The sequence below is a fragment of the Luteibacter mycovicinus genome, assembly GCF_000745235.1.
Taxonomy (GTDB): Bacteria; Pseudomonadota; Gammaproteobacteria; order Xanthomonadales; family Rhodanobacteraceae; genus Luteibacter; species Luteibacter mycovicinus.
In genome coordinates, this window is sequence record NZ_JQNL01000001.1 from 2446406 (window position 1) to 2473073 (window position 26668).

Annotated in this window: 19 protein-coding genes; 12 read left to right on the forward strand and 7 right to left on the reverse strand. The window is 66.4% G+C overall.

Translation table 11 applies throughout. The annotated features are described in order from the left end of the window. Positions 1-2: 2 nt before the first annotated feature. Entirely contained in the window at positions 3-344 is a 342-nt protein-coding gene (locus FA85_RS22150) for a Rossmann-fold NAD(P)-binding domain-containing protein (protein WP_197056523.1), read from the reverse strand. 69 nt (positions 345-413) lie between these two features. Next, positions 414-866 carry an NAD(P)H-binding protein gene (locus tag FA85_RS22155; RefSeq protein ID WP_197056524.1) on the reverse strand — a complete coding sequence of 151 codons (453 nt, stop codon included), beginning with the start codon at positions 864-866 and terminating at the stop codon, positions 414-416. 149 nt (positions 867-1015) lie between these two features. On the opposite strand from FA85_RS22155, the gene FA85_RS10845 reads away from it, so the two are divergent. The 3 genes from FA85_RS10845 to FA85_RS10855 all read left to right on the forward strand — a co-directional run bounded on the left by FA85_RS10845 (position 1016) and on the right by FA85_RS10855 (position 12922). Beyond that, positions 1016-1948, forward strand: a complete 933-nt coding sequence (locus FA85_RS10845; RefSeq protein WP_036116774.1) for a LysR family transcriptional regulator — start codon at positions 1016-1018, stop codon at positions 1946-1948. Between the two features lie 188 nt (positions 1949-2136). Further along, positions 2137-11190 carry a YDG domain-containing protein gene (locus FA85_RS10850; RefSeq protein WP_036116772.1) on the forward strand — a complete coding sequence of 3018 codons (9054 nt, stop codon included), beginning with the start codon at positions 2137-2139 and terminating at the stop codon, positions 11188-11190. A 52-nt stretch (positions 11191-11242) separates the two neighbouring features. Next, the gene (locus FA85_RS10855; protein WP_036116770.1) at positions 11243-12922 is read left to right on the forward strand and encodes a ShlB/FhaC/HecB family hemolysin secretion/activation protein; all 1680 of its coding nucleotides are present in this window, start codon (positions 11243-11245) and stop codon (positions 12920-12922) included. Here the strand turns inward: FA85_RS10855 and FA85_RS10860 are convergent. Then, positions 12907-14463 carry a DHA2 family efflux MFS transporter permease subunit gene (locus tag FA85_RS10860; protein WP_051944124.1) on the reverse strand — a complete coding sequence of 519 codons (1557 nt, stop codon included), beginning with the start codon at positions 14461-14463 and terminating at the stop codon, positions 12907-12909. The two genes, FA85_RS10855 and FA85_RS10860, sit on opposite strands and share 16 nt — an antisense overlap. 95 nt (positions 14464-14558) lie before the next feature. On the opposite strand from FA85_RS10860, the gene FA85_RS22545 reads away from it, so the two are divergent. Then, complete coding sequence (locus FA85_RS22545) at positions 14559-14690, forward strand: hypothetical protein (protein ID WP_255349728.1); 132 nt, start codon at positions 14559-14561, stop codon at positions 14688-14690. 37 nt (positions 14691-14727) lie between these two features. On the opposite strand, the gene FA85_RS10865 is transcribed toward FA85_RS22545, so the two are convergent. Continuing rightward, on the reverse strand, positions 14728-15606 hold the full coding sequence (locus tag FA85_RS10865) for an NmrA/HSCARG family protein (protein ID WP_036116768.1): 879 nt from the start codon (positions 15604-15606) through the stop codon (positions 14728-14730). Between the two features lie 100 nt (positions 15607-15706). Here FA85_RS10865 and FA85_RS10870 point away from each other — a divergent pair, with 100 nt between their 5' ends. From FA85_RS10870 to FA85_RS10895, 6 genes are all read left to right on the forward strand, one after another. Then, positions 15707-16591 (forward strand): LysR family transcriptional regulator, encoded by an 885-nt coding sequence (locus FA85_RS10870; protein WP_036116767.1) that lies wholly within the window; start codon positions 15707-15709, stop codon positions 16589-16591. A 71-nt stretch (positions 16592-16662) separates the two neighbouring features. Further along, complete coding sequence (locus tag FA85_RS10875) at positions 16663-18117, forward strand: alpha-L-fucosidase (RefSeq protein WP_036116765.1); 1455 nt, start codon at positions 16663-16665, stop codon at positions 18115-18117. A 95-nt stretch (positions 18118-18212) separates the two neighbouring features. Further along, positions 18213-18479, forward strand: coding sequence for a DksA/TraR family C4-type zinc finger protein (locus FA85_RS10880; RefSeq protein WP_036116763.1), 267 nt, complete (start codon positions 18213-18215; stop codon positions 18477-18479). A gap of 50 nt (positions 18480-18529) precedes the next feature. Further along, a complete protein-coding gene (locus FA85_RS10885; RefSeq protein WP_051944122.1) occupies positions 18530-19138 on the forward strand; it encodes a histidine phosphatase family protein in 609 nt (202 codons plus the stop codon). Between the two features lie 119 nt (positions 19139-19257). Further along, positions 19258-20091 carry an SDR family oxidoreductase gene (locus FA85_RS10890; RefSeq protein WP_036118698.1) on the forward strand — a complete coding sequence of 278 codons (834 nt, stop codon included), beginning with the start codon at positions 19258-19260 and terminating at the stop codon, positions 20089-20091. Between the two features lie 146 nt (positions 20092-20237). Then, on the forward strand, positions 20238-21809 hold the full coding sequence (locus FA85_RS10895; RefSeq protein WP_051944120.1) for a methyl-accepting chemotaxis protein: 1572 nt from the start codon (positions 20238-20240) through the stop codon (positions 21807-21809). A gap of 7 nt (positions 21810-21816) precedes the next feature. Here the strand turns inward: FA85_RS10895 and FA85_RS10900 are convergent, their stop codons facing one another. The 3 genes from FA85_RS10900 to FA85_RS10910 all read right to left on the reverse strand — a co-directional run bounded on the left by FA85_RS10900 (position 21817) and on the right by FA85_RS10910 (position 24285). Then, positions 21817-23244 (reverse strand): DUF2867 domain-containing protein, encoded by a 1428-nt coding sequence (locus FA85_RS10900; protein WP_036116761.1) that lies wholly within the window; start codon positions 23242-23244, stop codon positions 21817-21819. A 32-nt stretch (positions 23245-23276) separates the two neighbouring features. Then, on the reverse strand, positions 23277-23597 hold the full coding sequence (locus tag FA85_RS10905) for a metalloregulator ArsR/SmtB family transcription factor (protein WP_036116759.1): 321 nt from the start codon (positions 23595-23597) through the stop codon (positions 23277-23279). 70 nt (positions 23598-23667) lie between these two features. Further along, positions 23668-24285, reverse strand: coding sequence for a helix-turn-helix transcriptional regulator (locus tag FA85_RS10910; RefSeq protein WP_036116757.1), 618 nt, complete (start codon positions 24283-24285; stop codon positions 23668-23670). A gap of 85 nt (positions 24286-24370) precedes the next feature. Between FA85_RS10910 and FA85_RS10915 the strand changes: the two genes are divergently transcribed. Continuing rightward, on the forward strand, positions 24371-25588 hold the full coding sequence (locus FA85_RS10915) for an FAD-dependent oxidoreductase (protein WP_051944118.1): 1218 nt from the start codon (positions 24371-24373) through the stop codon (positions 25586-25588). Between the two features lie 42 nt (positions 25589-25630). Then, on the forward strand, positions 25631-26662 hold the full coding sequence (locus tag FA85_RS10920) for a L,D-transpeptidase (protein ID WP_051944115.1): 1032 nt from the start codon (positions 25631-25633) through the stop codon (positions 26660-26662). The last annotated feature ends 6 nt before the right edge of the window (positions 26663-26668 follow it).

The following is a 26668-nucleotide window of genomic DNA, read 5'->3' on the forward strand; positions in this document are numbered from 1 at the left end:
ACTCAGCCGACCGGCTTCGACAACAGTCCGGCCATGACGACGTCGAGGCTGGTGGTCCCCTTGATCGCGTCGGCGCCGAAATCGATCCAGCCCTCGTTGAACCCGTCGATCATCCGCATCCGCGGCGTTGGGTTGCTCATGCCGTCGGCGGTGAATCGCGCGGCCCACGTGGCGCGTGGCACCAGACGCGCACGCACGTCACGTCCGAGGGCCCTGGAGAATGCCGCGGCGATATCGTTCGGGCTGACACGCCCGGCTCCTTCCAGCTCCACCACGCGATGGCCTTCGCAACGTTCGTCGAGCAGGGACGCTGCCAACTGGCCCACATCCCTGGTAGCAACCATCGCGATCTTCCGGTCCAGAGGTGCCAGGAAACTGTCGATGACGCCGTCATCGCGGGCCGAGGCCACATCCTACCGCGCGTTCTCGAGAAACCACCCCGCCCGCAGGAAGGTGACGGGAACGGGCAGGCCGCCGAGCACCCGTTCCATGCGGGTGAGCCGCGACAGCAGGTTCTCCTGCGTCGCGTCGGCACCGATGGTCGACAGTGCGACCACCTGTTTCGGCCGGGCGGCCAGCAGCGCGTCATGGATGGACGCGATGGCCGGATCCTCGGCCGTCAGAAAATCGGGCGCGGGATCGAAGACCGGCGGGAGCAGGATGAACACGGCTTCGGCACCGCTGAAGGCGCGCGTCAACGCGGCCGTGTCATGAAGCTCGGCGACCGCGACTTCCGCGCCGCGCGCGACGAAGGGCTCCGCCTTGCTCGCATCGCGCACGACGGCGCGGACCGGCCTCCCTGCGGCGAACAAGGCATCGGCCAGCGCGCTGCCGACCTGGCCCGTGATTCCGGTGATGGCGTACATGATCTTTTTCCTGGGGCGTAGGGGACCGGGAGAAGATTAGTGAGTGGCCAGTCGTGACTGAAGCGACCTGTGTGCAGTTCTTTCATGATGTTATGTCATGAGTGAACGTGGCATCCTCCGACCGTGCGTTCACCCGCAAGGTGCCCCCCATGTCCACCGATGGCCGATTTCTCGGCAACCTTTCCGTGCTGGTCTCGGTCGTGGAGACCGGCAATTTCGCCCGCGCCGCCGAGGCGCTCGGGCTGTCGCCTTCGGGCGTCAGCCGCGCCATCGGCCGGCTCGAGACGCGCCTGGGCGTACGCCTCCTGCACCGGACGACACGCTCGGTGAGCCTGACCGACGAAGGCGAGCGTCTCTACGACCGCGTAAGCCCCCTGCTGTCGGGGATCGAGGATGCGGCATGGTCGGCCGCCGGCGATGCACAGGCCGTACGTGGACGCCTTCGGGTCAGTCTCGATCCGATGTTTTCCTGGCAGATCGTGGCACCGCGACTGGAGGCCTTCCTTTCGCGCTTCCCCGGTCTCGAGGTTGAGATCGTGACGCGCGACGACCTTGGCGACCTGATTGGCGAGGGCATCGACGTCTCCGTACGCTTCTGCGAACCACCCTCGTCTTCACTCGTGGCGCGCAAACTGCTCGATACCCGTGTGCTGACCGTTGCCGCGCCGTCCTACCTCAAAAAGCACGGTCGGCCGTCGAACCCGTCCGAGCTCGCGGCACACCGCTGCATCCAGTTCCGAGATCCGGTCACCCGGCGCCCGTTCGAGTGGGAGTTTCATCGGCGCGGCAAGGTGGTGCCCGTGCAGACGACCGGCCCTTTGCTGGTCAACGACTCGGGAACGATGTACGCCGTGTGCCTGGCCGGCGCGGGTGTGGCGCAGGTACTCGCCGCCAGTGTCCAGAGCGCCCTGGCTGACGGCCGGCTCGTCGAACTGTTTCCCGAGTGGAACGGCGAAACCTTCCCTCTCTATGCCTTCTACCCCTCGCGCCGACACGCACCGCCAAAGGTCAGGGCATTCGTGGACTTTTGTGTGTCCCTCGTCACGAATAACGATATTCTACCCGGACGAAACGAGCACTAAGTCGGCATTTCACAACCCGCCCGAGACAAGGCGCCATCGCCTCGTTTAATATGCCGAAAAAGCGCAGGCCACGTACGTCGTCGCCGCGCTGAGTCCTCAGGGGGGCTTCCCGATAGCTGTCTTTTCCACTCGGTTCCGATGCCGGGTGCGCCCCTGCGTTTGCATGCGCTCTAAGGAAGACCGCCCGAATGAACCGTATCTATCGTCTGTGCTGGAACGTCGCCACCTGCCAGTGGGTCGCCGCCAGCGAACTCGCCCGCAACAGCCGCCCCGCCGTCGCAGGCGGCAGCCTTTCGCGCGCACCGCGCCTCGCGGCCATCGCCGTGGCGGTGTCGCTCGCACTGAGCGCCACCGGCGCCGCGCAGGCGGGGCAGACGGGCGGTCAGGTGTCGGCCGGCATCGGCACGATTCATACGGACGGCACGACCACGACGATCAACCAGACCACCCAGCGCCTGTCGCTGAACTGGCAGACCTTCGATATCGGCGCCAACGAAACGGTCAATTTCGTCCAGCCGGGCAGCGACGCCATCGCCGTGAACCGGATCCTCGGTAACAAGGCGTCGGATATCTACGGTCACCTCAACGCAAACGGACAGGTCTGGCTCATCAATCCGAACGGCGTGTTGTTCGGTGAAGGTGCGCAGGTCAACGTGGGTGGCCTGGTGGCGTCTACGCTGGACACCTCCGATGACGCGCTCACGTCCGGCACCCGCACCTTCAGCGGCAACGGTAAGGGCAGCGTCGTCAACAAGGGCAGCCTGCGCGCCGCCAGCGGTGGTTACATCGCGCTGCTCGGCAACAGCGTATCCAACCAGGGCACGGTCTCGGCTCAGCTGGGTACGGTGGCGATGGGCGGCGGCAGCGCCATCACGCTGACCTTCGACGGCAGCCGCCTGATGCATCTGCAGGTGGATCGCAGCACGCTCGACAACCTGGTCGAGAACCGTCAGCTGGTGCAGGCCGACGGCGGTCGCGTCTTCATGACGGCGGGCGCGGCGGACTCGCTGCTGGCCAGCACCGTGAACAACACGGGCGTCGTGCGCGCGCAGACCGTCGAAAACCACAACGGTCAGATCGTTCTGCTGGGTGGCATGAAAGCCGGCCACGTCAACGTGGAAGGCACGCTCGACGCCAGCGCGCCGAACGGTGGCGATGGCGGCACGATCGAGACCTCCGGCGCTTACGCGCACATCGGTGCGGCGGCCATCACCGCCAGTGCGCCGAAGGGCAAGTCGGGCACGTGGCTGGTCGATCCCTATGACCTGACCATCGACGCGACCGCCGCGAATACGATCTCCACCACGCTCAACGGCGGCACCAGCGTTACCGAGCAGACGACGGCCACCGGCGCCAGCGGCCAGGGCGTGACGAACGCCTCCGGCTCGGGCGACATCACCGTCAACGCGCCGATCGCCTGGACCAACGCCAGCGCCACGCTCACCCTCGACGCCTACCGGGCGGTCAACGTCAACAGCGCGATCACCGGCGCGGGTGGCGTCGTGATCAAGGCCAACGGCAACGGTGGCAACGGCAACATCACCCTGGGCACGGCGGGCACGATCGCAGGCGGCACCGGCGTCACGCTGACCGCGGCGAACCAGTTCATCAACAACGCGGGTGCCAGTGCGTTGTCGTCCGCTTCCGGCAAGTGGCTGGTGTATTCGGCCAGCCCGACGAGCGACACGCGCGGCGGTCTCACCCCGCAGTTCATCCAGTACAACGCCGGGGCGGGCGCGACGCCCCAGGGCACCGGCAACGGTTTCCTCTACCAGCTCGCGCCGACGGTCGCGATCACGGCGCTGACCGGTACGGTCGAGAAAGCGTACGACGGCACCACGGCCGCCAGTCTGACCGACGCCAACTTCACGAGGACCGGCCTCGTCGATGGCAATACGATGCGCGCGGTGGCCGGTACGTATGCGAGTAAGGACGCCGCGAGCGGCATCGTCGTCACCGCGCCCTCCGCGACGTCGGCCTATACGTTCGCCGACGCGACCGGCGCGATCCCCGTCTACGGCTATACCGTCACCGGGACGGGCCAGACGGCCAGCATCGGCCTGATCGATCCGAAGCAGCTCGGCATCGCGATCGTCAACAACCCGACCAAGACATACAACGGGACGCAGACGGCGACACTGACGTCGTCCAACTACCTGACCAGTGGCCTGGTGTCGGGTGAGAGCATCACGTTCAGCCAGCCGAACAGCGTGCTATACGATTCGGCCAGTGCGGGTGCGGTCAACATCACCGCCAACTTCGTGGCATCGAACTTCGTCGCCGCCAACGGTACCAACCTGGCCAACTACGCGTTGCCCACGGTCGCCACGGGCATGGGCACCATCAACAAGGCCAAGGTTCAGCTCTCAGGCCTGATCGGTACCGACAAGATCTACGACGGCAGCGCGGTCGACACACTGGATAAGTCGCGCGCCTCCATCTTCGGCGTGATCTCGGGCGACACGGCGGACGCGACGCTCGACACGAGCGCCGGCGCCGGCCTGTTCGCGAACGCCAATGCCGGCAACGGCAAGTCGGTCACCGCGACCGGCTTCCAGCTGGTCGGCAGCAAGGCGTCCAATTACGACCTGGTACTGCAGTCGGACATCACCGCGTCGATCACGCCCAGGGCGTTGACCATCAACGGCGTGTCCGCCGTGAGCAAGGACTACGACGCCACCACGGCGGCGGCTCTGCTGTTGCAGAATCCCCAGCTGGTCGGCGTCGTCGGTTCCGACGCGGCCACGGTCTCGCTGGTGACCACGGGCGGCACGGGTACCTTCGCCAGCAAGAATGTCGGCACGGGCATCGCTGTGTCGGCGAGCGGCTTTTCGCTGGCGGGCAACGGTCTGGGCAACTACACACTGACCCAGCCGACCGGCCTTTCCGCCAATATCGCCCAGCGCCACCTCGACCTGAGCATCATCGGCAACCCGACACGCCTCTACAACGGCACCACGACGGCCAACCTGGTGGAAGGCAACGTGCAGATCGTCGGCCTGCAGGGCGGCGAGACGGCGACGGTGAAGCAGGCGTCGTCGGCTTCCTACGACAGTGCCAACGCGGGTTCGCGTACCGTCACGGCGCACCTGGAAGGTTCCGACTTCACGCTGGGCAACGGCGCGTCACTGTCGAACTACAGCTTCACCAGCGACATCGTGGGTGCGGGCACGATCGCCAAGGCGCCGCTCACCTGGACCATCGTCGGCAACCCGTCGCGTCAGTACGACGGTACGACCGCCGCCACGCTCAACGCCAGCAACTATCAGGTGTACGGTTTCATCGCCGGCGAGGGCGCCACGGTCAATCAGACCGTCGGTACGTATAGCGACAAGGACGTGGGCACGCGCGACGTCACCGCGGCCGTCGGCACGAACAACTTCGTAGCGACCGGGAGCACGCTGCTCTCCAACTACGTGCTGCCTACCAGCATCAGTGGCTACGGCACGATCACCCAGCGCGACCTCGGTGCGCTGTCGGTGGTGATCAGCGGCAACCCGACCCGTGCCTACGACGGCACCCTGCTGGCGACGCTCATCGCGGGCAGCCCGACCAGTGGTGGCGATTACACGATTACCGTCAACGACCCTGCCAGGGCATTCGCGCCGGGCGAGGGCGTCTACATCACCAAGACCACGGGAACGTACGCGAGCAAGAACGTCGGCAGGCAGCCGGTCAGCGTCTCGCTCGCCGACGCCGACTACACGCCCTACGGCGGCACCGACCTGTCCAACTACACGCCGCTGCCCACCGCCGCCTACGGTACGGGCGAGATCACGCCGGCATTGCTGACCGCCGCGATCATCAATACGCCGACGAAGGTGTACAACGGCACCACCTATATCTCGCTCACGGCGGACGACTACGCGATCTCCGGTTTCGCCAACGGTGAGGGCGCGCAGATCGTTCCTTCGAAGTTCGTCGACTTCGACAACCGCAACGTCGGCACCGGCAAGACCATCACGGCCCAGATGGCGACCACGTCGTACCTGGCCAACAGCGGCACCGACCTGTCCAACTACACGCTCGATCTGACCGCCACCGGTCCGGGTTCGATCACGGCGGCGCCGCTGTACATCCTCGGCGTGTCGGCGGTGAACAAGACCTACGACACGACGACCGCCGCCACGCTCAACAGCGCTGGCGCATCGCTTGTCGGCCTGGTCGCCGACGACGCGAGGAACGGTACGGTCACGCTGACCCGCGGAACGACCGGCACGTTCGCCACCGCCGACGCGGGCACCGGCAAGGCCGTGACGCCGCTCGGCTTCTCGATCTCGGGCAGCGACGCCGGTAACTACGCGCTGCAGCCCCTTACGGGCCTGACCGCAACGATCAATCCGTACACCCTGACGCTTACCGGCATCACGGCGATCAACAAGACCTACGACGGCAACACCACGATCGGCCTGAACTCGAGCGGCGCCGTCCTCGGCGGCGTGTTCTCCAGCGATCAGGGCAATGTCGCGCTCGACGCCACCGGCGCCACCGGCACCGTTCGCTCCGCGAACGCGATCTCCGGTCAGGCGGTCACCGTGACGGGCCTCGGCCTGAGCGGCAGTCGTGCGTCGAACTACCGTATCGACCAGTTCAGCGGTCTCACCGCCGATATCGCCAGGCGCGCCGTGACGGCATCCATCACCGGCAATCCGACCAAGCCGTACGATGGCTCGGACTCGGTGACCCTGCTGGCGAGCGATTACACCCTCGACGGCTTCGTCACCGGCCAGGGCGCCACCATCCCGCAGTCGTCCACCGCGAATTACGTCACGGTGAACGCCGGCAGCCATATCGGTCTGAAATCCACGTTGTCGGTTTCTGATTTCGTCGCCGACAGCGGTACCAATCTCTCGAACTACTCGCTGCCGACCGCGGCCACCGGCACGCTCGGCACCATCACGCCGTTCATCATCAACCTGATGAGCACGCGGGTCTACGACGCCACCGTCGGCGCGGACGCTTCCCTGTTCACCTCCGGCGGCACGGTCGCCGGTGTCAACGGCGAGAAGCTGACGCTGACCGGCTCCGGCAACCTGGTGACCAAGAATGTCGGCTCGAAGCGTGCCTTCGCGGACTTCGGCACACTGACCCTGGGTGCCAGCGGCGGCAGCACGGCCAGCAATTACACGCTTGCCGGCGGTATCGACTGGGTGACCATTACGCCCGCGTCGCTTACCGTGATCAACACGACGGCCGCGGATAAGGTCTACGACGGCAACACCGTCGCGCAGTTGAGCGGTGCGACGCTCCAGGGTGTGCTCGGCAGCGATGCCGTGACACTCGATGGGGCGACCACGGCCACCGGTACGTTCGCCAGCAAGAATGTCGGCACGCGTGGCGTCACGACGTCGATGCAGGTGACCGGCAACGACGCGACCAACTACGTCGTGATTCAGCCGACGGATATCTCGGCGACGATCTCGGCGAAGGCCATCACCGCCACGGCCACCGCGCAGAACAAGCAGTACGACGGTACGACGGCAGCGACCACGGCGCTGGCGTCCGCCGGTGTGGTCGTGGGCGACACGGTCACGTTCGCCAGCACCTCGAGCAACTTCGACGGCAAGGATGTCCAGGACGGCCGTACCGTCACGGTCAACGGCATCACCAAGGGCGGCGGAGACGCCGGCAACTACACGCTGAGCAACAACAGCGCGACGGCCACGGCCAACATCACTCCGCGCGTGCTGAACCTGTCCGGTTCGCGGACCTACGACACCACGACGACCGCGTCGGCCGGTACGCTGAGCCTCGGCAACCTCGTCTCCGGCGAATCGCTGGTGTTGGGTGGCGCAGGTACTCTGAGCAGCAAGAACGTGGGCACCTACAAGAACGGCGCCGGCTTCGATGCGAGTGGTCTCACGCTCGGCAACAATGGCGCCTACCTGGCATCGAACTACACGCTGACCGGCGGCACGTATAACTACACCGTCAACAAGGCGACACTGAGGGTTACCGGTACGTTCGCGGACAGCAGGACCTATGACGGCACCCGCGATGCGGCGCTGCACGGCTCCGTCCTGGAAGGCGTACTGGGTGCCGATGTCGTCACGATGACCAACACGGCGCTCGGTACGTTCGATACGAAGAACGTCGGCACCAACAAGGTCGTGACCACGGCCATCGGTATCGACGGCGCCGACAAGAACAACTACACGATCGTCCAGCCCACGGACGTCCGCGCCGACATCACGGCGAAGGCGATCGCGGTGGCCGCCACCGGCGTGAACAAGGTCTATGACGGCACCACGGCGTCGGGCGCCACGCTCGGCAGCGCTGGCCTGGCACCGGGCGACAAGGTGACGTTCAGTGCGTCGACCAACACCTTCGATACCAGGGACGCGGGCGACGGCAAGCTGGTGTCACTCACCGGCATCACCGCAAGTGGCGCCGACGCCGCCAACTACACGCTCAGCAATACGGCGGCCACGACGCATGCGAACATCACGCCTTACATCATCAGCCTGACGGGCACGCGTGCCTACGACCAGACGACGTCGGTGGCGGCGAGTCTTTTCGGTACCAACGGCGTGGTCAACGGGGTGAACGGCGAGAAGCTGGTCCTCACCGGCGCCGGCACGACCAGCTCGAAGAACGTCGGCACCTATAACCGGGCGGCCGATGGCACGGGTAATCTGGGGCTGGGAAGCCTCGCGCTGACGGGCATCGATACGGCGAGCGCGGGCAACTACTCGCTCGCCGGTGGTGTGGATCGCTTCGTCATCACGCCGTATGCGCTGACCGTGACGGCAACGGGCGTCGACAAGGTCTACGATGCCTCGCGCACCGCGTCGGTGTCGCTGGCGGGGGATCACATCTTCAGCGGCGACGATCTGAGCCTCGGTTACACGGGTGCGCTGTTCAGCGACAAGAACGCCGGCGCGAACAAGTCGATCGCCGTGACGGGGATCGGTGCGTCGGGAGCCGATGCAGGCAACTACACCGTGAACACCACGGCATCCGCCATCGCCAGGATCAGCCCGAAGAACATCACGGGCAGCATCGTCGCCGACAGCCGCACCTACGACACCACGACGAACGCGACCACGCACGGTACGCTCACCGGCGTCATTTCCGGCGACAGCCTGTCGTACAGCTCGACCACCGGCAGCTTTGCGGACAAGAACGCTGGCGCTGACAAGACGGTGACCGTATCGGGCGTACTGGCCGGCAACGATCTGAACAACTACGTCGTCACCGCCAACACGACGACGACGGCGTCGATCGCCAGGGCCAGCGTCATCGTGAGTACGGTCGCGAGCGACAAGGTTTACGACGGCAACACGGGCGCCTCGAGCGTACTGTCCGCCAGTGGCGTGCTCGGCAGCGACGTCGTCACCTTTTCCAGCAGCGGGGCCAGCTTCGACGACGCCAACGCGCGTACCGGCAAGACCGTGACCACCAGCGGTATCGCCGCTGGCGGCGCCGACGCGGGCAACTACATCTGGAATACGAGCTCGACGACGCTCGCGGCGGTCACGCCGTATGTCATCGATCTGCACGGCGAGCGTGTCTACGACGGCTCGACCGTCATCGCCGCCAGCGCGTTCGCCGGCGACTTCCAGGTGGACGGCATCAACGGCGACACCCTTACGCTCTCGGGCGCGGGGTCGGTCGCCGACAAGAATGTCGGGACCGGGAAGGGCCTCGTGTCGCTGGGTACGCTCGGCCTGCAGGGCAACGGCAGCGCGCTGTCGACCAACTACACGCTGGTCGGTGGTTCGCACTGGGCGACCATCACGCCGAAGCAGATCACCGTCGACGCGCAGGGCTCCACGAAGGTCTACGACGCGAATACGCTGGCCACCGCCGCGCTGTCGTCCACGGGCGTCATCGGTGGCGATCAGGTGGTCTTCAACGGCACCGGCGCGCTCTATGACACGAAGAACGTCGGCACTGGCAAGACGGTTACCGTCACCGGCATCTCGGCCTCCGGTACCGACGCCGCCAACTACACGTATAACGCGACGGCGCTGACCACCGGCGACATTACGCCCTTGACCGTGCTCGGCACGATCGGCGCTCACGACAAGACCTACGACGGGACCACCACGGCGCAGACGCAGGGAGCGCTGACCGGTGTACTCGCCGGCGACGATCTCGGTATCGCATCCCGCGGCGACTTCGTCGACAAGAACGCGGGCACGGCCAGGACGGTGAACGTCGCCGGTACCCTCACGGGTGTCGATGCGGGCAACTACACGCTGAGCAGCAACGGCACGACCACCGCCGACATCGGCAAGGTCGTGCTCGATCTGACCGGTACCCGCGTCTACGACGCGACGGCCATCGCCGGTGCCGCGATGTTCGGCAACCAGGGCGTGATCGCCGGTATCGCGGGTGAGTCGCTGACGCTCTCCGGCGCCGGCGTGCTGGCCAGCAAAAACGTCGCGACCCAGCGTGCGCTGTCCGGTCTGGGCACGCTCGCGTTGACGGGCAACGGCACCACGCTCGCCGACAACTACACGCTGGTCGGTGGCCGCGATGTGGCGACGGTCACGCCGCTGGGCATCACCGCCGGCATCGCTGCCGACGACAAGGTCTATGACGGCGGCACCGGCGCGGTGACGCATGGGACGCTCACCGGCGTGCTCGCCGGTGACCAGGTCGGCCTCTCGACCTCGGGGAGCTTCGTCGACAAGAACGCGGGCAACGGCAAGACGGTGAACGTGACCAGCGGTATCGCCGGCGGCGACGCATCGAACTACGCGCTGACCTTCAATCCGCAGGCCACGGCCAGCATCACAAAGCGTTCCGTCGTCGTCACCGCGGTCGGTACCGACAAGTACTTCGATGGCAACAGCACCGACCGCGCGTTGCTCGGTGCCAGCGGCATCCTGCCGGGTGACGTGGTGAACTTCGTCGCGGGAAGCGCGCTCTTCGCCGATCCGGCGGTCGGTCTGCGCAAGCCGGTGTCGGTCAGCGATATCGGCGCGACCGGCGTGGATGCGGGCAATTACGCGTTCAACACGACGGCCGACACGGTGGCGAACATCAACCAGAACTCGTCGCAGGGTGCCTCGGCTACCGCGCTGACGCAGATCGATGCGGTGCTCAATCCGGACGCGATCGCTACGCCTTACGGTGTCGCCTCCAACGTCACCGTGGGTCAGTACAGCGGCAACCACAAGAAGACGCGTCAGCCGGTGGAGAAGAACGCGCAGCGCGCGGACTTCGTGCCGGGCCTCTCCCTGCAGGTGGTCGAGGGCGGCGTACGCGCGCCGGCGGATGCGATGCATTGATGCGTCGCTCCGCCGCCTCCGACCTCCCTTTTCCTTTTGTAACGGCTTATCGATGAAGACAGTCTCGTTTCCCCGCGGCACCGCGCACGTTCTCGGTGCGTGCATTCTCCTTGCTCTGGCCGGCGGCGCGCAGGCACAGACGCGCGCGCCTCAGACCGGCGACCTGCTGCGTCAGCTGCCGGCGCCGCCGCAGCCGACGCGCAGCGACGACACCGGCCTGAAAGTCGCCCCGGTCGTCGCCGAAGCCACCAGCGACAGCGCACCGTTCCACGTCACGACGATCGAGGTGACCGGTGCCACGTTGCTTCCGGCGGCCGATGTGCACGCCCTGGTCGCGCCGGGCGAGGGCCGCGATCTCACGCTGTCCCAGCTCAACGAACTGGCGGCGAAGATTACCGCCGCCTATCGCGACAAGGGTTACCCGCTGACGATCGCCTATGTGCCGGCGCAGACGCTGTCGGGCGGCACGGTGCGCATCGCCGTGCAGGAAGCACGGCTGGGCAAGGTCACGCTGGAGAATCACAGCACCACGCACGACGGTCCGTTGCAGGCGACGCTCGATCCGCTGAGCAGCGGTATGCCGATCTCCTCGCACGGTTTCGATCGCAGCCTGCTGTTGTTCGGTGACATTCCGGGTGTGACGGAGAGCTCGGTGCTGCGTCCGGGCGACGAGCCGGGCACCTCCGACCTGGCCGTACGTGCGGATGACCGTCCGCGCTACACGGGTCTGGTCGCACTCGACGACTACGGCAACCGATACACCGGCCGCGCGCGGGCGACCGGTACGTTCAGCGTCAACAGCCTGCTGCACCAGGGCGACGTGCTCGATGCCACGGCGCTCAGCGCCGGCTCCAACATGAACTACGGACGCCTGGGCTACCGCTACCTGCTCAATGGCCAGGGCACCGTGGTCGGCGCGGCGGTCTCCTCGCTCGACTACAAGCTCAAGGGCGATCTGCGCGTGCTCGACGCACACGGCACGGCCCAGGTGGCGAGCGTATTCGTCAGCCAGCCCATCATCCGTTCCACGGAAGGCAACCTGTACGGTCAGCTCGGCTACGACCGCCGCCGCCTCAACGACATGATCGACATCGTCGACGTGCGTACGCGGCGTCACACGAACGGCTGGACGGCCACGCTCGCCGGCGACCAGCGCGACATGCATGGCGTGACCAACTTCAGCCTGGCCGCGACCTACGGCCGGCTGGGCTTCGACGACGCGTTCGCCGAGTTCGTCGACGCGATCAGCGCGCAGACCAAGGGCCACTACCTGAAGTACTCGCTGTCCATCGCCCGGCTGCAGCAGCTGTCGGAGAACAACGCGATCTACGTCGGCTTCCAGGGCCAGTGGGCGAACAAGAACGTCGACACCGCCGAGCAGTTCTATCTCGGTGGCGCCAACAACGTCCGCGGCTACGACACCGGCGCACTGGCCGGCACGCAGGGTCAGATGCTCAACCTGGAATATCGCCGTACGCTGCATCCCGGCATGCCGGGTACGTGGATCGCGATGGCCTTCGTCGACGGCGGTCGCGTATCCATCTATAAGGACACGTTCGCGCCGGGTACCAACAGCGTTCACACGCAGGACGCCGGTCTGGGTCTGCGCTGGCAGGGTGAGAACCAGTGGTCGGTCAGCGCCGACGTCGCCCACCCGATCGGCGCTCGTCCCGCGATCGTCGGCGAGACGCACGACGTCCGCGCCTGGGTACAGATTCAGAAGGGCTTCTGACGCTCGTCCGGCGTGTCGCGGATCGTGATGGCGGCCGCGACCGCCGCCATCACGGCGAGCGCCGCCGACAGCCACATGACGTGGCGAAAGCCGACGACGAAGGCCTCGCCCACCATACGGCGGGCCGCGGCCGAACCGGGCGGCAGCTCGATGCCGGCGAGTTTCGCCTTCTGCGCGAAGATCGTTTCGACGAGCTCGCTGGGCAGGCGCGTATGCATGCGTGCCGACTCCAGCGCCATGTCGAACCCATGCGTCAGCACGACACCGAACAGGGCGATGGCGAGCAGCCCCGCTACGCGCGACACGGCGTTGTTGATGCCGGACGCCGTGCCGGCCAGCGAGGGAGCAAGCGCGTTCATCACGGTGGTGGTCAGTGGCGCGATGGTGATGCTCATGCCGAGGCCGAGCACGACGGCCGCCCGAAAGAAGGTCGTCCAGTACGAGCCGCCCACACCGGGAACCGTGTAAAGCGCGAAGCCGGCGGCAGCCACGGTCGGACCGACGATCAGCGGCAGGCGCGCGCCGACCACGTCCACCAGGCGCCCGCTCCAGCGCGACAGCACGAACATGATGGCGACAAAGGGCAGCAAGGAGGCACCGGCGGCGGTGGCCCCGTAGCCCTGCACCTGAATCAGGTTCAGCGGAACGAAGAACATGCTGCCACCCAGCGCGGCATACAGCAGAAGGGTCAGGATATTGGCACCCGCGAACCGCCGGTCGCGAAAGAGGCCGAGTGGCAGCATGGGCGCGGCGACGCGTCGCTCGACGATGACGAAGGCGATCAGCGCCGCGATGCCGGTGAGTGCCGCCAGCACGACATCGACGGCCGTCCACCCTTCTATCTGTGCTTCGATCAACGCATAAACGATACCCGCGAGACCGACTGTCGCCAGACACGCTCCCGCGATGTCGACCCGGCCCGTCGTCGCGCCACGGCTTTCCGGCACATGGGCGTGACAGATCGCCACCAGCGCGATACCCAGCGGAAGGTTGATCAGAAACGCCCAGTGCCACGACACGTGTTCGACGAGAAAGCCGCCGAGCACGGGACCGATGGCGGCGGTGACGCCACTGAAGGCCGACCATGTGCCGATCGCCGCACCGCGCAGATTTTTCGGGTAGGCCGAGGTGATCAGGGAGAGGCTGCCGGGCACCAGCAATGCCGCGCCCAGGCCTTGCACCGCCCGGGCCCCGACCAGCCAGCCGATGCCCGGCGAGGCCGCGCAGGCCGCGGAGGCGAGGGTGAATACGATGGCGCCGAGCGCGAACACGCGGCGTCGACCGAAGCGATCGCCCAGTACGCCGCCCACCAGCAGGAGTGCCGACAACAGCAGCGCATAGGCTTCCATGACCCACTGCGCATCCGCGGTGTTCGCCTGCATGGCACGCTGAATCGCAGGGAGCGCCACGTTGACGATGGTGCCGTCGACGAAGGCCATGCCCGAACCGACGATAGCGGCGACCAGGGTCCAGCGTCGCGCCGCCGCGGAGCAGGGGACGGCGTCGACCTCGTCTCCGGAGGGATGGTCGGTCGGGATCATGTGCGAAGGGTAGCGCGTCCACCAGGCCGTATCTTGGACACTCTGTTGACGGCGCGAGTGCTCTGCTCGCCAGACCTGATACCCGGAGTGCGGCCATGACGCATCGCGAAACGTACGACGAACCCACCACGGGCTCCGGCGATCCTGGCCACGGTGAGCAAGAATCGCCCGATGAACCCGTCAATACGGGATCGGGCGACCCCCAGCATAAGCCCGTCGATCGTTGACCTACGGACCCTGGAACGTAGGGCAAACCACGCCTGATCAGCCGCGTTGCATCGCTGCCACCGTTTCACGGACGAAGTCGCGATAGCTGCGCGGTGCGCGGCCGAGCACCGAGGTCATGATGCCGTTCGCCGAGGGCTTGGCCAGCATGCCGTCCGCGTGGAACCTCGCGAGCATCAGGCGCAGATCGTACGCCGCCCACGACGGCTGCTGGCGGGCGATGTTGGCTTCGGCGGTATCCAGGTCGTCGCCACCGTAGGCGACGGGACGTCCCAGCGCCTCGCTCCAGATCGCCGCGGCGCCTTCGCCCGTGATCGCGTCGGGACCGACCAGCTCGATGACTTCACGGGGCAGGGCGCCCGATGCGCGGCTACGGCGAAGCAACGACGCGGCGGCGACGTCGGCGATATCGCGGGTATCCACCATCGAAACGCCCACCTTGCCCAGCGCCATCGGGTAAACCCCGTGCTGGGCGATGACGTCCTTGATGTTGGCGTCGTTCTGCATGAAATACGACGGTCGCAGCACGGTCGCGGGCAGGTCGAACTGCTCGATCGCGCGCTCCACGGCGTACTTCACGGTGAAGTGCGGGACGTCGGTGAAGCGGTCGCCGTTGAGCACCGACAGGTAGACGATGCGCTGGATGCCCGCCTCGCGCGCCAGACCGAGGGTAGCGAGGGCCTGGGTGAGTTCATCGGGGACCACGGCGTTCAACAGGAACAGGGTGTCGACGCCCTGCAGCGCGGCGCGCATGGATGGGATGTCGGTCATATCGCCGGCGACGGACTGGACGCCGGCGGGTGCCTTGTACTTCCCGGGTGCACGGGTGAGTGCGCGGACCGGCGCGCCTTCGGCGGCCAGACGTTCGATGACGGCGGAGCCGATGCTGCCGGTGGCGCCAGTGACGAGAATGCTCATGATCGATGCCTTGGTGGTTGGGATGATCACTAATCTCGGTGTTTCGCATATGAGACGAAAGGCGCAACATCGGGACATCCTGTCTCGTCAGCGGAACACCATGGATCTGCACGCCCTCTCGGACTTCAACGCCGTCGCGCTGCATGGTGGCTTCGGTGCGGCCAGCCGGGCCACGGGGCGACCCAAGGCGACCCTGTCGCGACGGGTACGCGAACTGGAGGATGTACTGGGAGCCCGGCTGATCGATCGCGGCGCAAGGCCATTTCGCCTGACCGATGAGGGAGCGACCCTGCATGCCGAGACGCGCGCCATGCTGGACCGGATCGACGACGTGGCGGCGGACCTCGCATCGGCGTCCGGCGCGCCTCGCGGAAAACTCCGGGTCAGCGCGCCGGTCCTGTTCGCCCATCGCGGGCTGGGTCGGCTGGCGGCGCGCTTCGCACAACGGTACCCCGGCGTGCAGCTGGACGTCGTGATCGACGATCGCTTCGTCGACCCGCTGAAGGATGGCTTCGACCTGGTCATTCGGGCCAACCCTGAGCCCAGCACGGATCTGGCCGGACGCTGCTTCCTTCGCGACCGGCCGACGGTCGCCGCGGTGCCGTCGCTGACGCGCCCGGCCGACGGCGGCGAGTTCCCGGCCATCGTCCTGCGCGCGGCCCAGGGTGCCGAGCCCTGGCGCGTGAGGGTGACCGATGGCGTGTCCACGCTGACGCCGCGCGAGGTGCTTCGTCTTTCGTCGATGGCGATGATTTACGACGCCGCGCTCGAGGGAATCGGCGCGGCGATCCTCCCCGCGTCGCTCATCCGGAAGGACCTCGAGGAAGGCAGGCTCGTCGAGTGGGGGCGTCTCGACGGGCGCGGTCTGGAGGTCTGGGCGTTGTACCCGCCGCAGCGGCATGTCTCCCGTAAAGTCTCCGCCTTCATCGGCATGCTGGTCGAGCAGTTCAGGGATGCGTCGCCGTCGCACTTCGACGATATCTGAGACCCCGGTGCGTTGACACGTGGCGCTGTACCGACGAAAGTCGACCGTCATCCAATGTCGGGAGCGCGCCCTTGAATCGTCGTGACTTCGCGAAGGCGCTTGCCTTCGCCGGCACCATCGGGAGCGGCCTCTGGCCGGTTGCCAGGTCGACAGGGGCTCCGCTCATCGGCACGCGAGCGGGCGTCATCGTCGATCCGGTCCACATGCAGCAGTTGCAGCAGTCCTTCCTCGACCTTCGCTTCGGCATGTTCATCCATCTGAATATGGCGACCTTCGAAGAACGCGAATGGGGCGATCCGCTGCTCTCGCCGAAGCTGTTCGATCCGAAGCATCTCGACACCGACCAGTGGGCGCGCGCGGCGACATCCGCGAACATGGGCTACGCGTGCCTGACCACGAAACACCACGACGGCTTCTGCCTGTGGCCTACGAAAACCGGCAGCGCGAACGTCATGCAGTCGTCGTATCCGCACGATGTGGTGCGCCGCTACGTCGATTCGTTCCGAAAGGCCGGGCTCAAGGTCTGCCTGTATTTCTCGATCCTCGACCTGCGTCAGGACATCCGCGCGCGCACCGTCACACCCGAGAAGATCGCGCTGATCAAGGCGCAGCTCACCGAGCTGCTCACGGGCTACGGGCCGCTCACCGCGCTGATTCTCGATGGGTGGAACGCATCGTGGTCGCGCATTTCTTATGCTGAGTTACCGTATCGCGAGATCTACGACCTGGTGAAGTCCCTGCAGCCGGACTGCCTGGTGACGGACCATAACGCGGGAAGCTATCCGGGCACGGCGCTCTACTACACGGATATCAAACAGTACGAGCAGCACGCGGGCCAGAAGATTCCCGCGGACAGTCCGGTGCCGTCGCAGTCAGGTACGACGTTGCAAAGCGACTGGTTCTGGAAGAAGGCCTACCCCACCTCCGAGCTCGCCTCGGCGAAGACCATCGTCGACGAGTGGCTGGTGCCGTTCAACGAAAACCATTGCAACCTGATCCTCAACGTGGCGCCCAATCGCGACGGCCGGTTCGACGACAACGCGGTGGCGCGGCTCGCCGAGATCGGTTCACTGTGGAAGAACACGGGCCCGGCGCCGAAGGTGGGTCGCGCGGTGCTCATCACCACGCCCGACCTGGCCGCCGGCAAGCCCGCCTGGGCCAGCGCCAGTGACGAGGCGGTGGGTCCCGATCTCGCGTTCGACGATGATTACCGCTCGTACTGGCTGGCGGACAAGGGGAAGACCGACGGCTGGATTGAGATTCGATCTGAACAGCCGGTGTCGTTCAATACGATATCGATCGTCGAGCCGATACATGCCGATGGCTATGGCGATACTTCCAGGATCACCCGTTACAAGGTGGAGATGGAGCGTGACGGTGGCTGGGTGGAGATCGCCTCCGGCGGTACCCCGGCCCCTTACCAGTTTCACGAGATCGGGCGGGTCACGGCGAAACGGGTGCGACTGACGGTGTTCGGCAGGCAGCCCGGGGTGACGGAGCTGGGTCTGTACGACGAGCCGCGCTGACTGAGTCCGGCCGCAGGAGCGATACCCTTCACACCTTTAAAACCAGTCACTTGCCACCATCTAAGCGGGCTGAGGGCCAGTCCCGGAGGTGAGTCATGGCAACCGGATGGGCGGGTGACACCGCCGTACAGGACCAGATCGACGCGACCATCGAAGACGCCGTAAAACGGGCGCGCAGCCATATACCCAGCGGCCCGGGTCTCGAGCACTGCGAGGAGTGCGACAAACCGATTCCGGACGCGCGCCGCAAAGCGGTGCCTGGCGTACGCCTGTGCGTGGCCTGCCAGGAAGAGGCCGATCGCGAGGAAGCCAGCTTCAGCGGCTACAACCGCCGCGGCAGCAAGGATAGTCAGCTGCGTTGACCGCGCCCGGTACAATCGCGGGCTCCCCCGCAGTACCGGCAGACATCCGTATGCTCGAACACCTGATCCTCGCCCGTCACGGCGAAACCGAATGGAATGTGGCCGGACGCGCACAAGGCCGCGCGGACAGCCCACTTACCGTGGCGGGCATCGAACAGGCACGGTCGCTGGGACGCGTGCTCGCCGCGCGGGGCGTGGAGCACATCGTGACATCCACGCTGGGGCGGGCCATGCACACGGGTGAAGTCGCCGCGGGCATCGTCGGTTGCACCATCACCGTGGACGCTCGTCTGGTCGAGCGGGCGTTCGGCGTGCTGGAGGGTCGTTCGGTCGCGGACGTGTTCGAGGAAGATCCGGCGATGGTCGCGGTGCTGCGTGGCCACGATCCCGCCGTCGCCGCCGTGGGCGGCGAGTCGCTGCATGAGGTGGCGTCACGTGTGCTTGACGCGCTGGCGGATATCCGTGCGTTGCCGTACCGGCGCGTGGCGGTGGTGACGCACGGGCATTGCATGACGGCGACGCTGGGTGCGCTTCTGAACGGTGGCGAGTACGCGAGTTACCGGCATGGCAATTGCGGATACACGCCGCTGGGGGTGAACTCGGACGGATTCATCGTCGACCGGTGGAACATCAGTCCGGTCGAGGTCGCGACGGCCTGATTATCCCGGATCCTGCATCGTCTCATCCGCATCTCGTCGGATAGTCTTCACTCGCTTCCACCCCTAGCTTGGTAGTCGACCCGTCGCGCATCGCGACGACGCACTCCGAGGTGGGCACCATGAGCAAGACCTGGTTCATTACCGGCACGTCCTCCGGCTTCGGCCGCCTTCTGACCGAAATGCTGCTGGCGCGAGGTGACCGTGTCGTCGGCACGCTGCGCCAACCCGGCGCCCTCGACGATCTCAAGACGCGGTATGGCGACGCGCTCGATGTCGTCATCATGGACCTGACGAACACCGCGTCGATCCGCGAAGGCGTCCAGAAAGCCTTCGACGGAGGTCGCGTCGATATCGTTGTCAACAACGCGGGCTACGGGCTCTTCGGTGCGGCGGAAGAAGTCACCGACGAGCAGATCCAGCGCATCATCGATACCAATCTCATCGGATCCATCCAGGTCATCCGTGCCGCCATCCCCCGGCTGCGTGAGCAGGGTGGTGGCCGTATCGTGCAGGTGTCGTCCGAAGGCGGCCAGATCGCCTATCCCAACTTCAGCCTGTACCACGCATCGAAGTGGGGCATCGAAGGCTTCATTGAAGCGGTGCTGCAGGAGGTCGCATCGTTCGGCATCGATTTCCTCATCGTCGAACCGGGTCCGTCGAAGACCGACTTCGGCAAGGGCCTGGTGACGCCTGAGCCGATGGCCATCTACGATGACACCCCGGTGGGCGAGCTTCGCCGCGGCATCGTGTCAGGCGCCTTCGTCATCCGTGGCAATCCCGAAAAGATGGCGCGCGCGATGATCGAAACCGTGGACCTGGACAACCCACCACGCCGGCTGGTGCTGGGCGGCGACGCCTACGACCACGTCGAGGCCGGACTCAGCGCGCGCCTCGAGGAACTTCGCACGCAGAAACGTGGCGCATACGACGCCGACGACGACGTAACGGCGTGAACGTGGCGACTGCCAGAACGAGCCACCCCCGGGTGCTGTCATGACATCTTCAAGTCATTGAAATAAAACCATAATATTCGGATTTTCGCTAAAGTCCCGGCACGCGGAGCCGATAGGGAGGCACCCCCGCTCTCCCCGAGTGTGTCATGCCCTTTCCTCGCTTCGCCCTGCCGACGCTCACCCTGCGTGCACGTCTTTCGCTTCGTCTCGCCGGCACGATCTTTTTGCTGCTGACGCTCTGGATCGTCGGCGGGGTGCAGCTTCGCACCGCCGACGACCGCCTGCAGTCCGTGGTGACAGACACGCTGGCGCCCGTCGCCGATGTCGGTCACATCCAGAACGATTACAACGACCTGCTCGATGCGCTGGTGCATGCGACGCTGATGCGGTTGCCCTCCGCCGTCGACGACGCGGTCACCGCGATCGGCAGCAACCGCCATGACATCGACAAACAGTGGAAGTCGCTCACGGCCAGCGGCCTGGGCAAGGCGCAGGCCAAGCTGGTCACCCTGGCTGCCGAACACCGCAAGGCGGCCGATAAGGCGGTCGACGACGTCATCGAGCTGCTCAAGACGGAGCAGTTCGATCTGGCGCAGCTACAGCTTTCAAACGACGTCCAGTCGGCCGTCGGCCCCCTGAAGAGCGACTTCTCCAACCTCTTCGCGCTGGCGCTGGACAACGGCAAGGCCGAAGCCGCGGCACAGCGCGCCGACATTGCGAAGGGTGGCGTTTTCTCCGCGGTATTGCTCGGTATCGCTTTGCTGATCGCCAGCGTCATGGATGTCGCGATCATCCGCTCGCTTGGCCGGCGCCTGCGCCAGGCGGCGGACGTGGCAGCCTCCATCGCCGGTGGTACCCTGGGCACACGCGTCGAGATCGGTCGCGACGATGAGATCGGCAAGCTGCTGTCGTCGCTGGCGGCGATGGATGCCCAGCTCGGCAACGTGGTGACCCAGGTGCGCGACCGCGCCGACCACGTCGCTCACGCGGCCACCGGCATCGCCCGGGGTAACGAGGCGTTGAACGAGCGCACGCGCACGCAGTCCGCGCACGTCGACCTCACCACGGCCTCGATGAGCGAGATGGCTGGCGCGGTCTCGGACGGCCTAGTCCATGCGACCGCCGCCAGCCGTGCCGTCATCGACACCCGTGAGATGACGGACGAGGGCCACCGTGTGGCTCAGGATGCGGTCGGCAACATGCGCGAGATCCAGCGCACCAGCGAGCAGATGAGCGAGATGCTGGATCTGGTGGAGCAGATCGCCTTCCAGACCAACCTGCTCGCGCTGAATGCGGCGGTCGAGGCGGCGCGGGCGGGCGAACATGGCCGTGGCTTCGCTGTGGTCGCTTCCGAGGTCCGCGCACTGGCGCAACGCTGCGGCGCAACCGCCAGGGACATTCGTGCCCTGGTCGCGGCCAGCGATGAGGCGGTGCAAGCCGGCGTCGTGTCGGTGGATCGCGCGGGCCAGGTGCTGCACAGCATCGCGGACCGCGTGGTGACCCTCAGCGGTCTCGTCGCCTCGGTGATGGACGCCACCCGTGGACAGAGCGAAGGCATCGCACGCATCGGTGGGGCCATTCGTGGCATCGATGAGACGACACGCGAGAACGCGGCGCTCGTGCAGCAGGCGGCCTCGGCCAGTCACGCGATGCGCGAGAGCGCGGAAATCCTTCGCCGCGAGGTCGCCTACTTCGTGCTGGAAAGCGAGGCGGCGTAACGCTCGCTCACCATCCCGCGGGCATGGACGCCCGACGCGCGGCCGGCTCCTGCCTGCCGGCCGTTGCGAACGCATACTGCACGGCGCTGCGCAACACGACCGGGCTGACGTAGCGCCGGTGCACACCATCGATCAGTCGCAGATACGCACGGCCGAAGGCGTTGCGGCAGCGCACGCGGGTGCCGAGCGTGATGTCGACGCGCCCATCGATGACGCGCAGCGATACGCAGGAGCGGAAGGCGAGATGCTTGTCATCGGCGCCCAGAACCACCTGGGCGAACGTATCGCCTGCGTCGACGCGCTGGTCGAGTACCGGAAAGCGCCCGGCGAAGACATGCTTGTCCGCTGGCGCGAGCAGCGACGAGACCGGACATGCCAGCGGCGAGCGGCGCAGTCCCAGCGGCCGGACCAGCAGGTTGCGGAGCGCCATCAGCCGCGAGACGCCCGCCGGTGGATGTTGCACGAAGGCTTCGAGCAGATCGGCGAGTAGCACCGACGCCCTGGCGTGGAGGGGCTGCACGTCCGCCAGCGCAAGGCGAAAGCTGTCCTGGTGATCCATACGTCCGGCGAACTGGTCGCGCAGCAGCGAGTCCGCCTCCGGCTCGGCGAGTTCGATGACGGTATGCCAACCGTCGGTCCTGGCGAGAAAGCCGCCCGGGCGAGTCCAGCGGGCGAGCGCGGCGCGCGCCGCACCCACGACGCGGCGGGCGAATCCACACAGGGTGACCTGTAGCGAGCCGGGCGGCGCCTCGAGTGACAGCGATGCCTCGGGAACGTGCATGCTCGCCGCCGGCGTCCGCTCGAGCAGGGCCAGCACGGCATCCGGAAGCAGTTCGGTCAGTGAGGGGATGGTCGCGTCATCGGCCAGCACCCGGCGACGCGCCTCCTCGGTGAGGTCGCCACCGAGCTCGTTGGTATGGCACGACAGCGCGAAGAAGGCCGGGTGACCGGAACCCGCCCGCAGCGGCAGAAACTGATGCCAGGTACCACCGCCGAAGCGCACGGTGAACATCGAGTCCGGCGGGATCTCCACATGACGCAGAGCACGCAGAAAGTGCGCCGGGTCGGCCTCGAGCTGGGCGGGCGTCGCCGTGCAGAAGCGCAGCAGTGCACCGCTGCTTCCCGATATCGCCGTGAAAACGCGGTGGCCCGCGTGCCGGTGGAAGGGGTGGCCGTCCGCGCCCACGGCGAAGGTATAAAGGGAAGTCGGGTCGCCGTGTTCGAAATGCGTGCCGCCCAGCCTGGCCGAGGGTTCGTCGAGTTCGTCGACGAACGCGGCATGCGCCCGTTGACGCGCGGAGGACGCGGCTACCAGCTGGCTCCCCGCACCGTGTCCCAGCTGTGCGATCAATGAGATCTCGACCGGTACGCCACCCGCCGGCGAGGGCAGGGTGACGCTGGGAAACGATGCGACGGCGTGCGAACGATGCGACATGGAAACTCCCCTGTATCCCGTGACGGTGGCGATCAGCCCGCGGTTTTCTTCGTGGACAACTTGCGCGATTCCCGCTTGAGCGGCTTGCCCACCGGGCAGATCTCGAAGGCGAAGCCGGTCAGCGTGTTGACCAGGCTGTCCCGGTTGAGCTGATAAACGACGAACTGGCCGCGCTTCTCGCTGGTCACCAGACCGGCGCCTTCCAGCACCGACAAGTGGCGCGAAATGGAGGGCGCGCTCATGTCGAAACGGCTGGCGATCTCGCCCGCGCTCAGCTCCGCGGCGGACAGGTACGCCAGGATCTCGCGGCGAGGCCGGGAAGCGAGCGCTTCGAAGACTTTGTCGATGGCCATGTATTTCGCTAATTAGCAAAGTTGCTAAGTATCTAAGCGCATCCTGGTCCCGACGTCAACCGGTGGTCCGTCAGACGGTCTCGCGGACCGCTTTCAGGGTCTTGTACAACGTCGCGCGCGACAGCCCTAGCAGGGGCGCAACATAGGAAGCGGCGTTACGCACGTCGAACAGGCCGCGGCTCTCGAGCAGTCGCACGAGGGCCTCGCGCTGCTCGATCGCCATCACCGCCAGCGTCGTGCCGTGATCCGTGAGGAACTGCCCGACGAGATCGTTGACCTCCTCGCGCCAGTCGTTGCGAAAGAGCGCGGAGGGCTTTGCCTCGGTTTCACCGAACCGCAGGAAGTCCTTCGCCATGGCCTGCATCGACTCGAACATGCTGACGTCGACGTTGATGCACAGCAGTCCCACGGCGCGTCGGCGCCCGTCGCGAAGCACGGCGGTGATCGACTTCAGTCGGCGTCCGTCCCAGTTCGTCTTGGAATACGGGCCGATCACCGCTTCGTCCAGCGATTCGATATCGTCCAGTTCCGTCAGCGAGTCATCGCCCGGATGACGCGGCGACAGACGGTTGGCGATGTGACGAATGGTTCCCGTACCGAGATCGTGGATCACGACCTCGGCATGTGGACGCAGCACGGTGGCGATCGCATCGGCAACGGGGACGAAGGCGGCAAGAAAATCGGACATGCGCGGATCATCGCCCGCGGCAATACATCGAGTCCAGTGTGGACATTTCGTCGTGTATCCTCACGTCATCGGAAGGAAGGGACGCATGAAGATCGGCATCGTGGGCTACGGAACGGCCGGACAGGCCAGCGCCATCCTCTTGTCGGAGCGCGGGCACCACGTGACCGTCTTCGAAAAGAGTCCGTTACTGGGTCCCGTGGGCGCGGGATTTCTGTTGCAGCCGACGGGCCTCGCCATACTGGAACGGATGGGCCTGCTTCCACGCGCGCTCGCGCTGGGTCAGCGTATCGACGAACTCCACGGCGCCACGCCACGCGGGCGGGCGGTCATGGCCATGCGCTATGCCGATCGTCGTGCGGAATGCTTCGGCCTGGGTATGACGCGCGGCGCCCTCTTCGAGTTGCTGCGCGAGGCGCATGTCGGCGCAGCTCAGGTACGTACGGGATATCGTATCGTCGCGTACGACACGACGGCGGGGACGATTCGCGACGAGGCCGGCACGGTACACGGCCCCTATGACCTGGTGATCGCAGCGGATGGCGCGCATTCCGCCTTGCGAACACACTGCGAAGGCAACGTTCGCCGCGAACGCATGTATCCATGGGGCGCTGTGTGGTGCCTCCTGCGTATCGACGACTGGCATTCGCCCACACACCTGCTGCAGCGCTACGCTGGCACGAAATGCATGATCGGCATGCTCCCCGTGGGTGAACGGCCAGGGCACGAGGGGCGCTGGGTCACGTTCTACTACAGCCTTCCCGGAGACGCGGTCGAACGGTTCGACGATGGTGCCATCGATGGGCTGAAGGCGCAGGTCGCCACGCTGTGGCCCGAGCTCACACCGCACATCGCGCATCTGGACCGGGCGGAACAACTCAATCGTGCCCGCTATCGCGACGTGGTGCTGCGTCAGCCTCATCGCGGCCGCCTCGTCGTCATCGGCGATGCGGCGCATGCCATGAGTCCGCAACTCGGGCAGGGCGTCAACATGGCGCTGCTGGACGCGGCGGCCCTCGCCGAGTGCCTGGATGAGCAAGCCGATGTCGGGCAAGCGCTCGAGGCGTACCGCCGCCAGCGCCACGCGCATGTCCGCATATATCAGCGCATGAGCCGCTGGCTGACCCCGCTGTTCCAGTCCGATTACACGGTGCTCGCGTGGTGGCGCGACCTCTGCTTCGGTCCGCTGGGCAAGGCCCCCGGCGCTCGCCGGCCCATGCTCAGCATCCTCACCGGCGAAGCGGGGCATCGGCGGCGGTCACCCGCTACAAGCGGGACCAAACCGTCGCCATTACATTCGGGCTAGATATATATTCCGCCACTGGGGCGCGGGAAACCGGAAATTCGCATGAAACGTGTGCTGCTGACCACGGCGTTGTCCTTGTCGCTCGCTTCGACGGCCACGGCGGCCGTGCCGGTGTGGGGTGCGAAGCAATCCAGCGCGGCCGATGTGCCGCCGTCGCAGCTGAAACCGGGCGAATGGATATGGGGTGGGCGAGGTGCCTCACCCGGGCCCATGGCCGTGATCGTGAGCCTGACAGAGCAGCGCGCGTACGCGTATCGCAACGGCATCCTCATCGGTGTCAGTACCGTGAGCACTGGAAAAAAAGGCTACGAGACGCCCACCGGCGTGTTCACGATCCTGCAGAAGGACAAGGACCACCACTCCAAGAAGTACGACAACGCACCGATGCCGTACCAGGAGCGCCTTACCTGGGACGGCGTCGCCTTGCACGCGGGCGGATTGCCGGGTTATCCCGAATCGCACGGCTGCGTGCATCTGCCGACGGAGTTCGCGCGGTTGCTGTTCGAGTCGACCAACATGGGCATGACCGTGGTGGTCGCGAAGGAAGGCACCGCGCCCGTGACCGTCGTCCACCCGAGCGCGGTGATCCCGATCGATCCGCGCAACGGCGCGGACCTCGATCTGCCACCGCTGGCCGAGGGCGAGCCATACCGCTGGAATCCCGATGCCTCGCCCACGGGGCCCATCTCGATGGTGCTCAGCGTGCCGGACGGCCGCGTCGTGGTCTTCCGCAACGGCATCGAGATCGGTCGCAGCCGCGTGGAAGTCAATGACCCGTTGACCGGTACGCACGCCTTCATCGTCGGGCAGGGCTATATGGCCGATACGCCGAACCGCGCGGGCCTGCGGATGCCCAACTGGATCACCATCGGCATCCCCGGGCACGGCGACGAAGCGGGCAAGGTCGTGGATGACGCCCTCGCCGACCGCGTCGCGGTGCCGCGCGAATTCATGGAAAAACTGCTGCCGCTGTTGACGCCCGGCTCCGTGTTGCTTGCGACCGACGAAAGCGTGTCGCCGGCGAGCACCGGCGGGAAGGTCGAGGTGATCGACTCGAACCCGCCGGGCGTCTGACGCGAA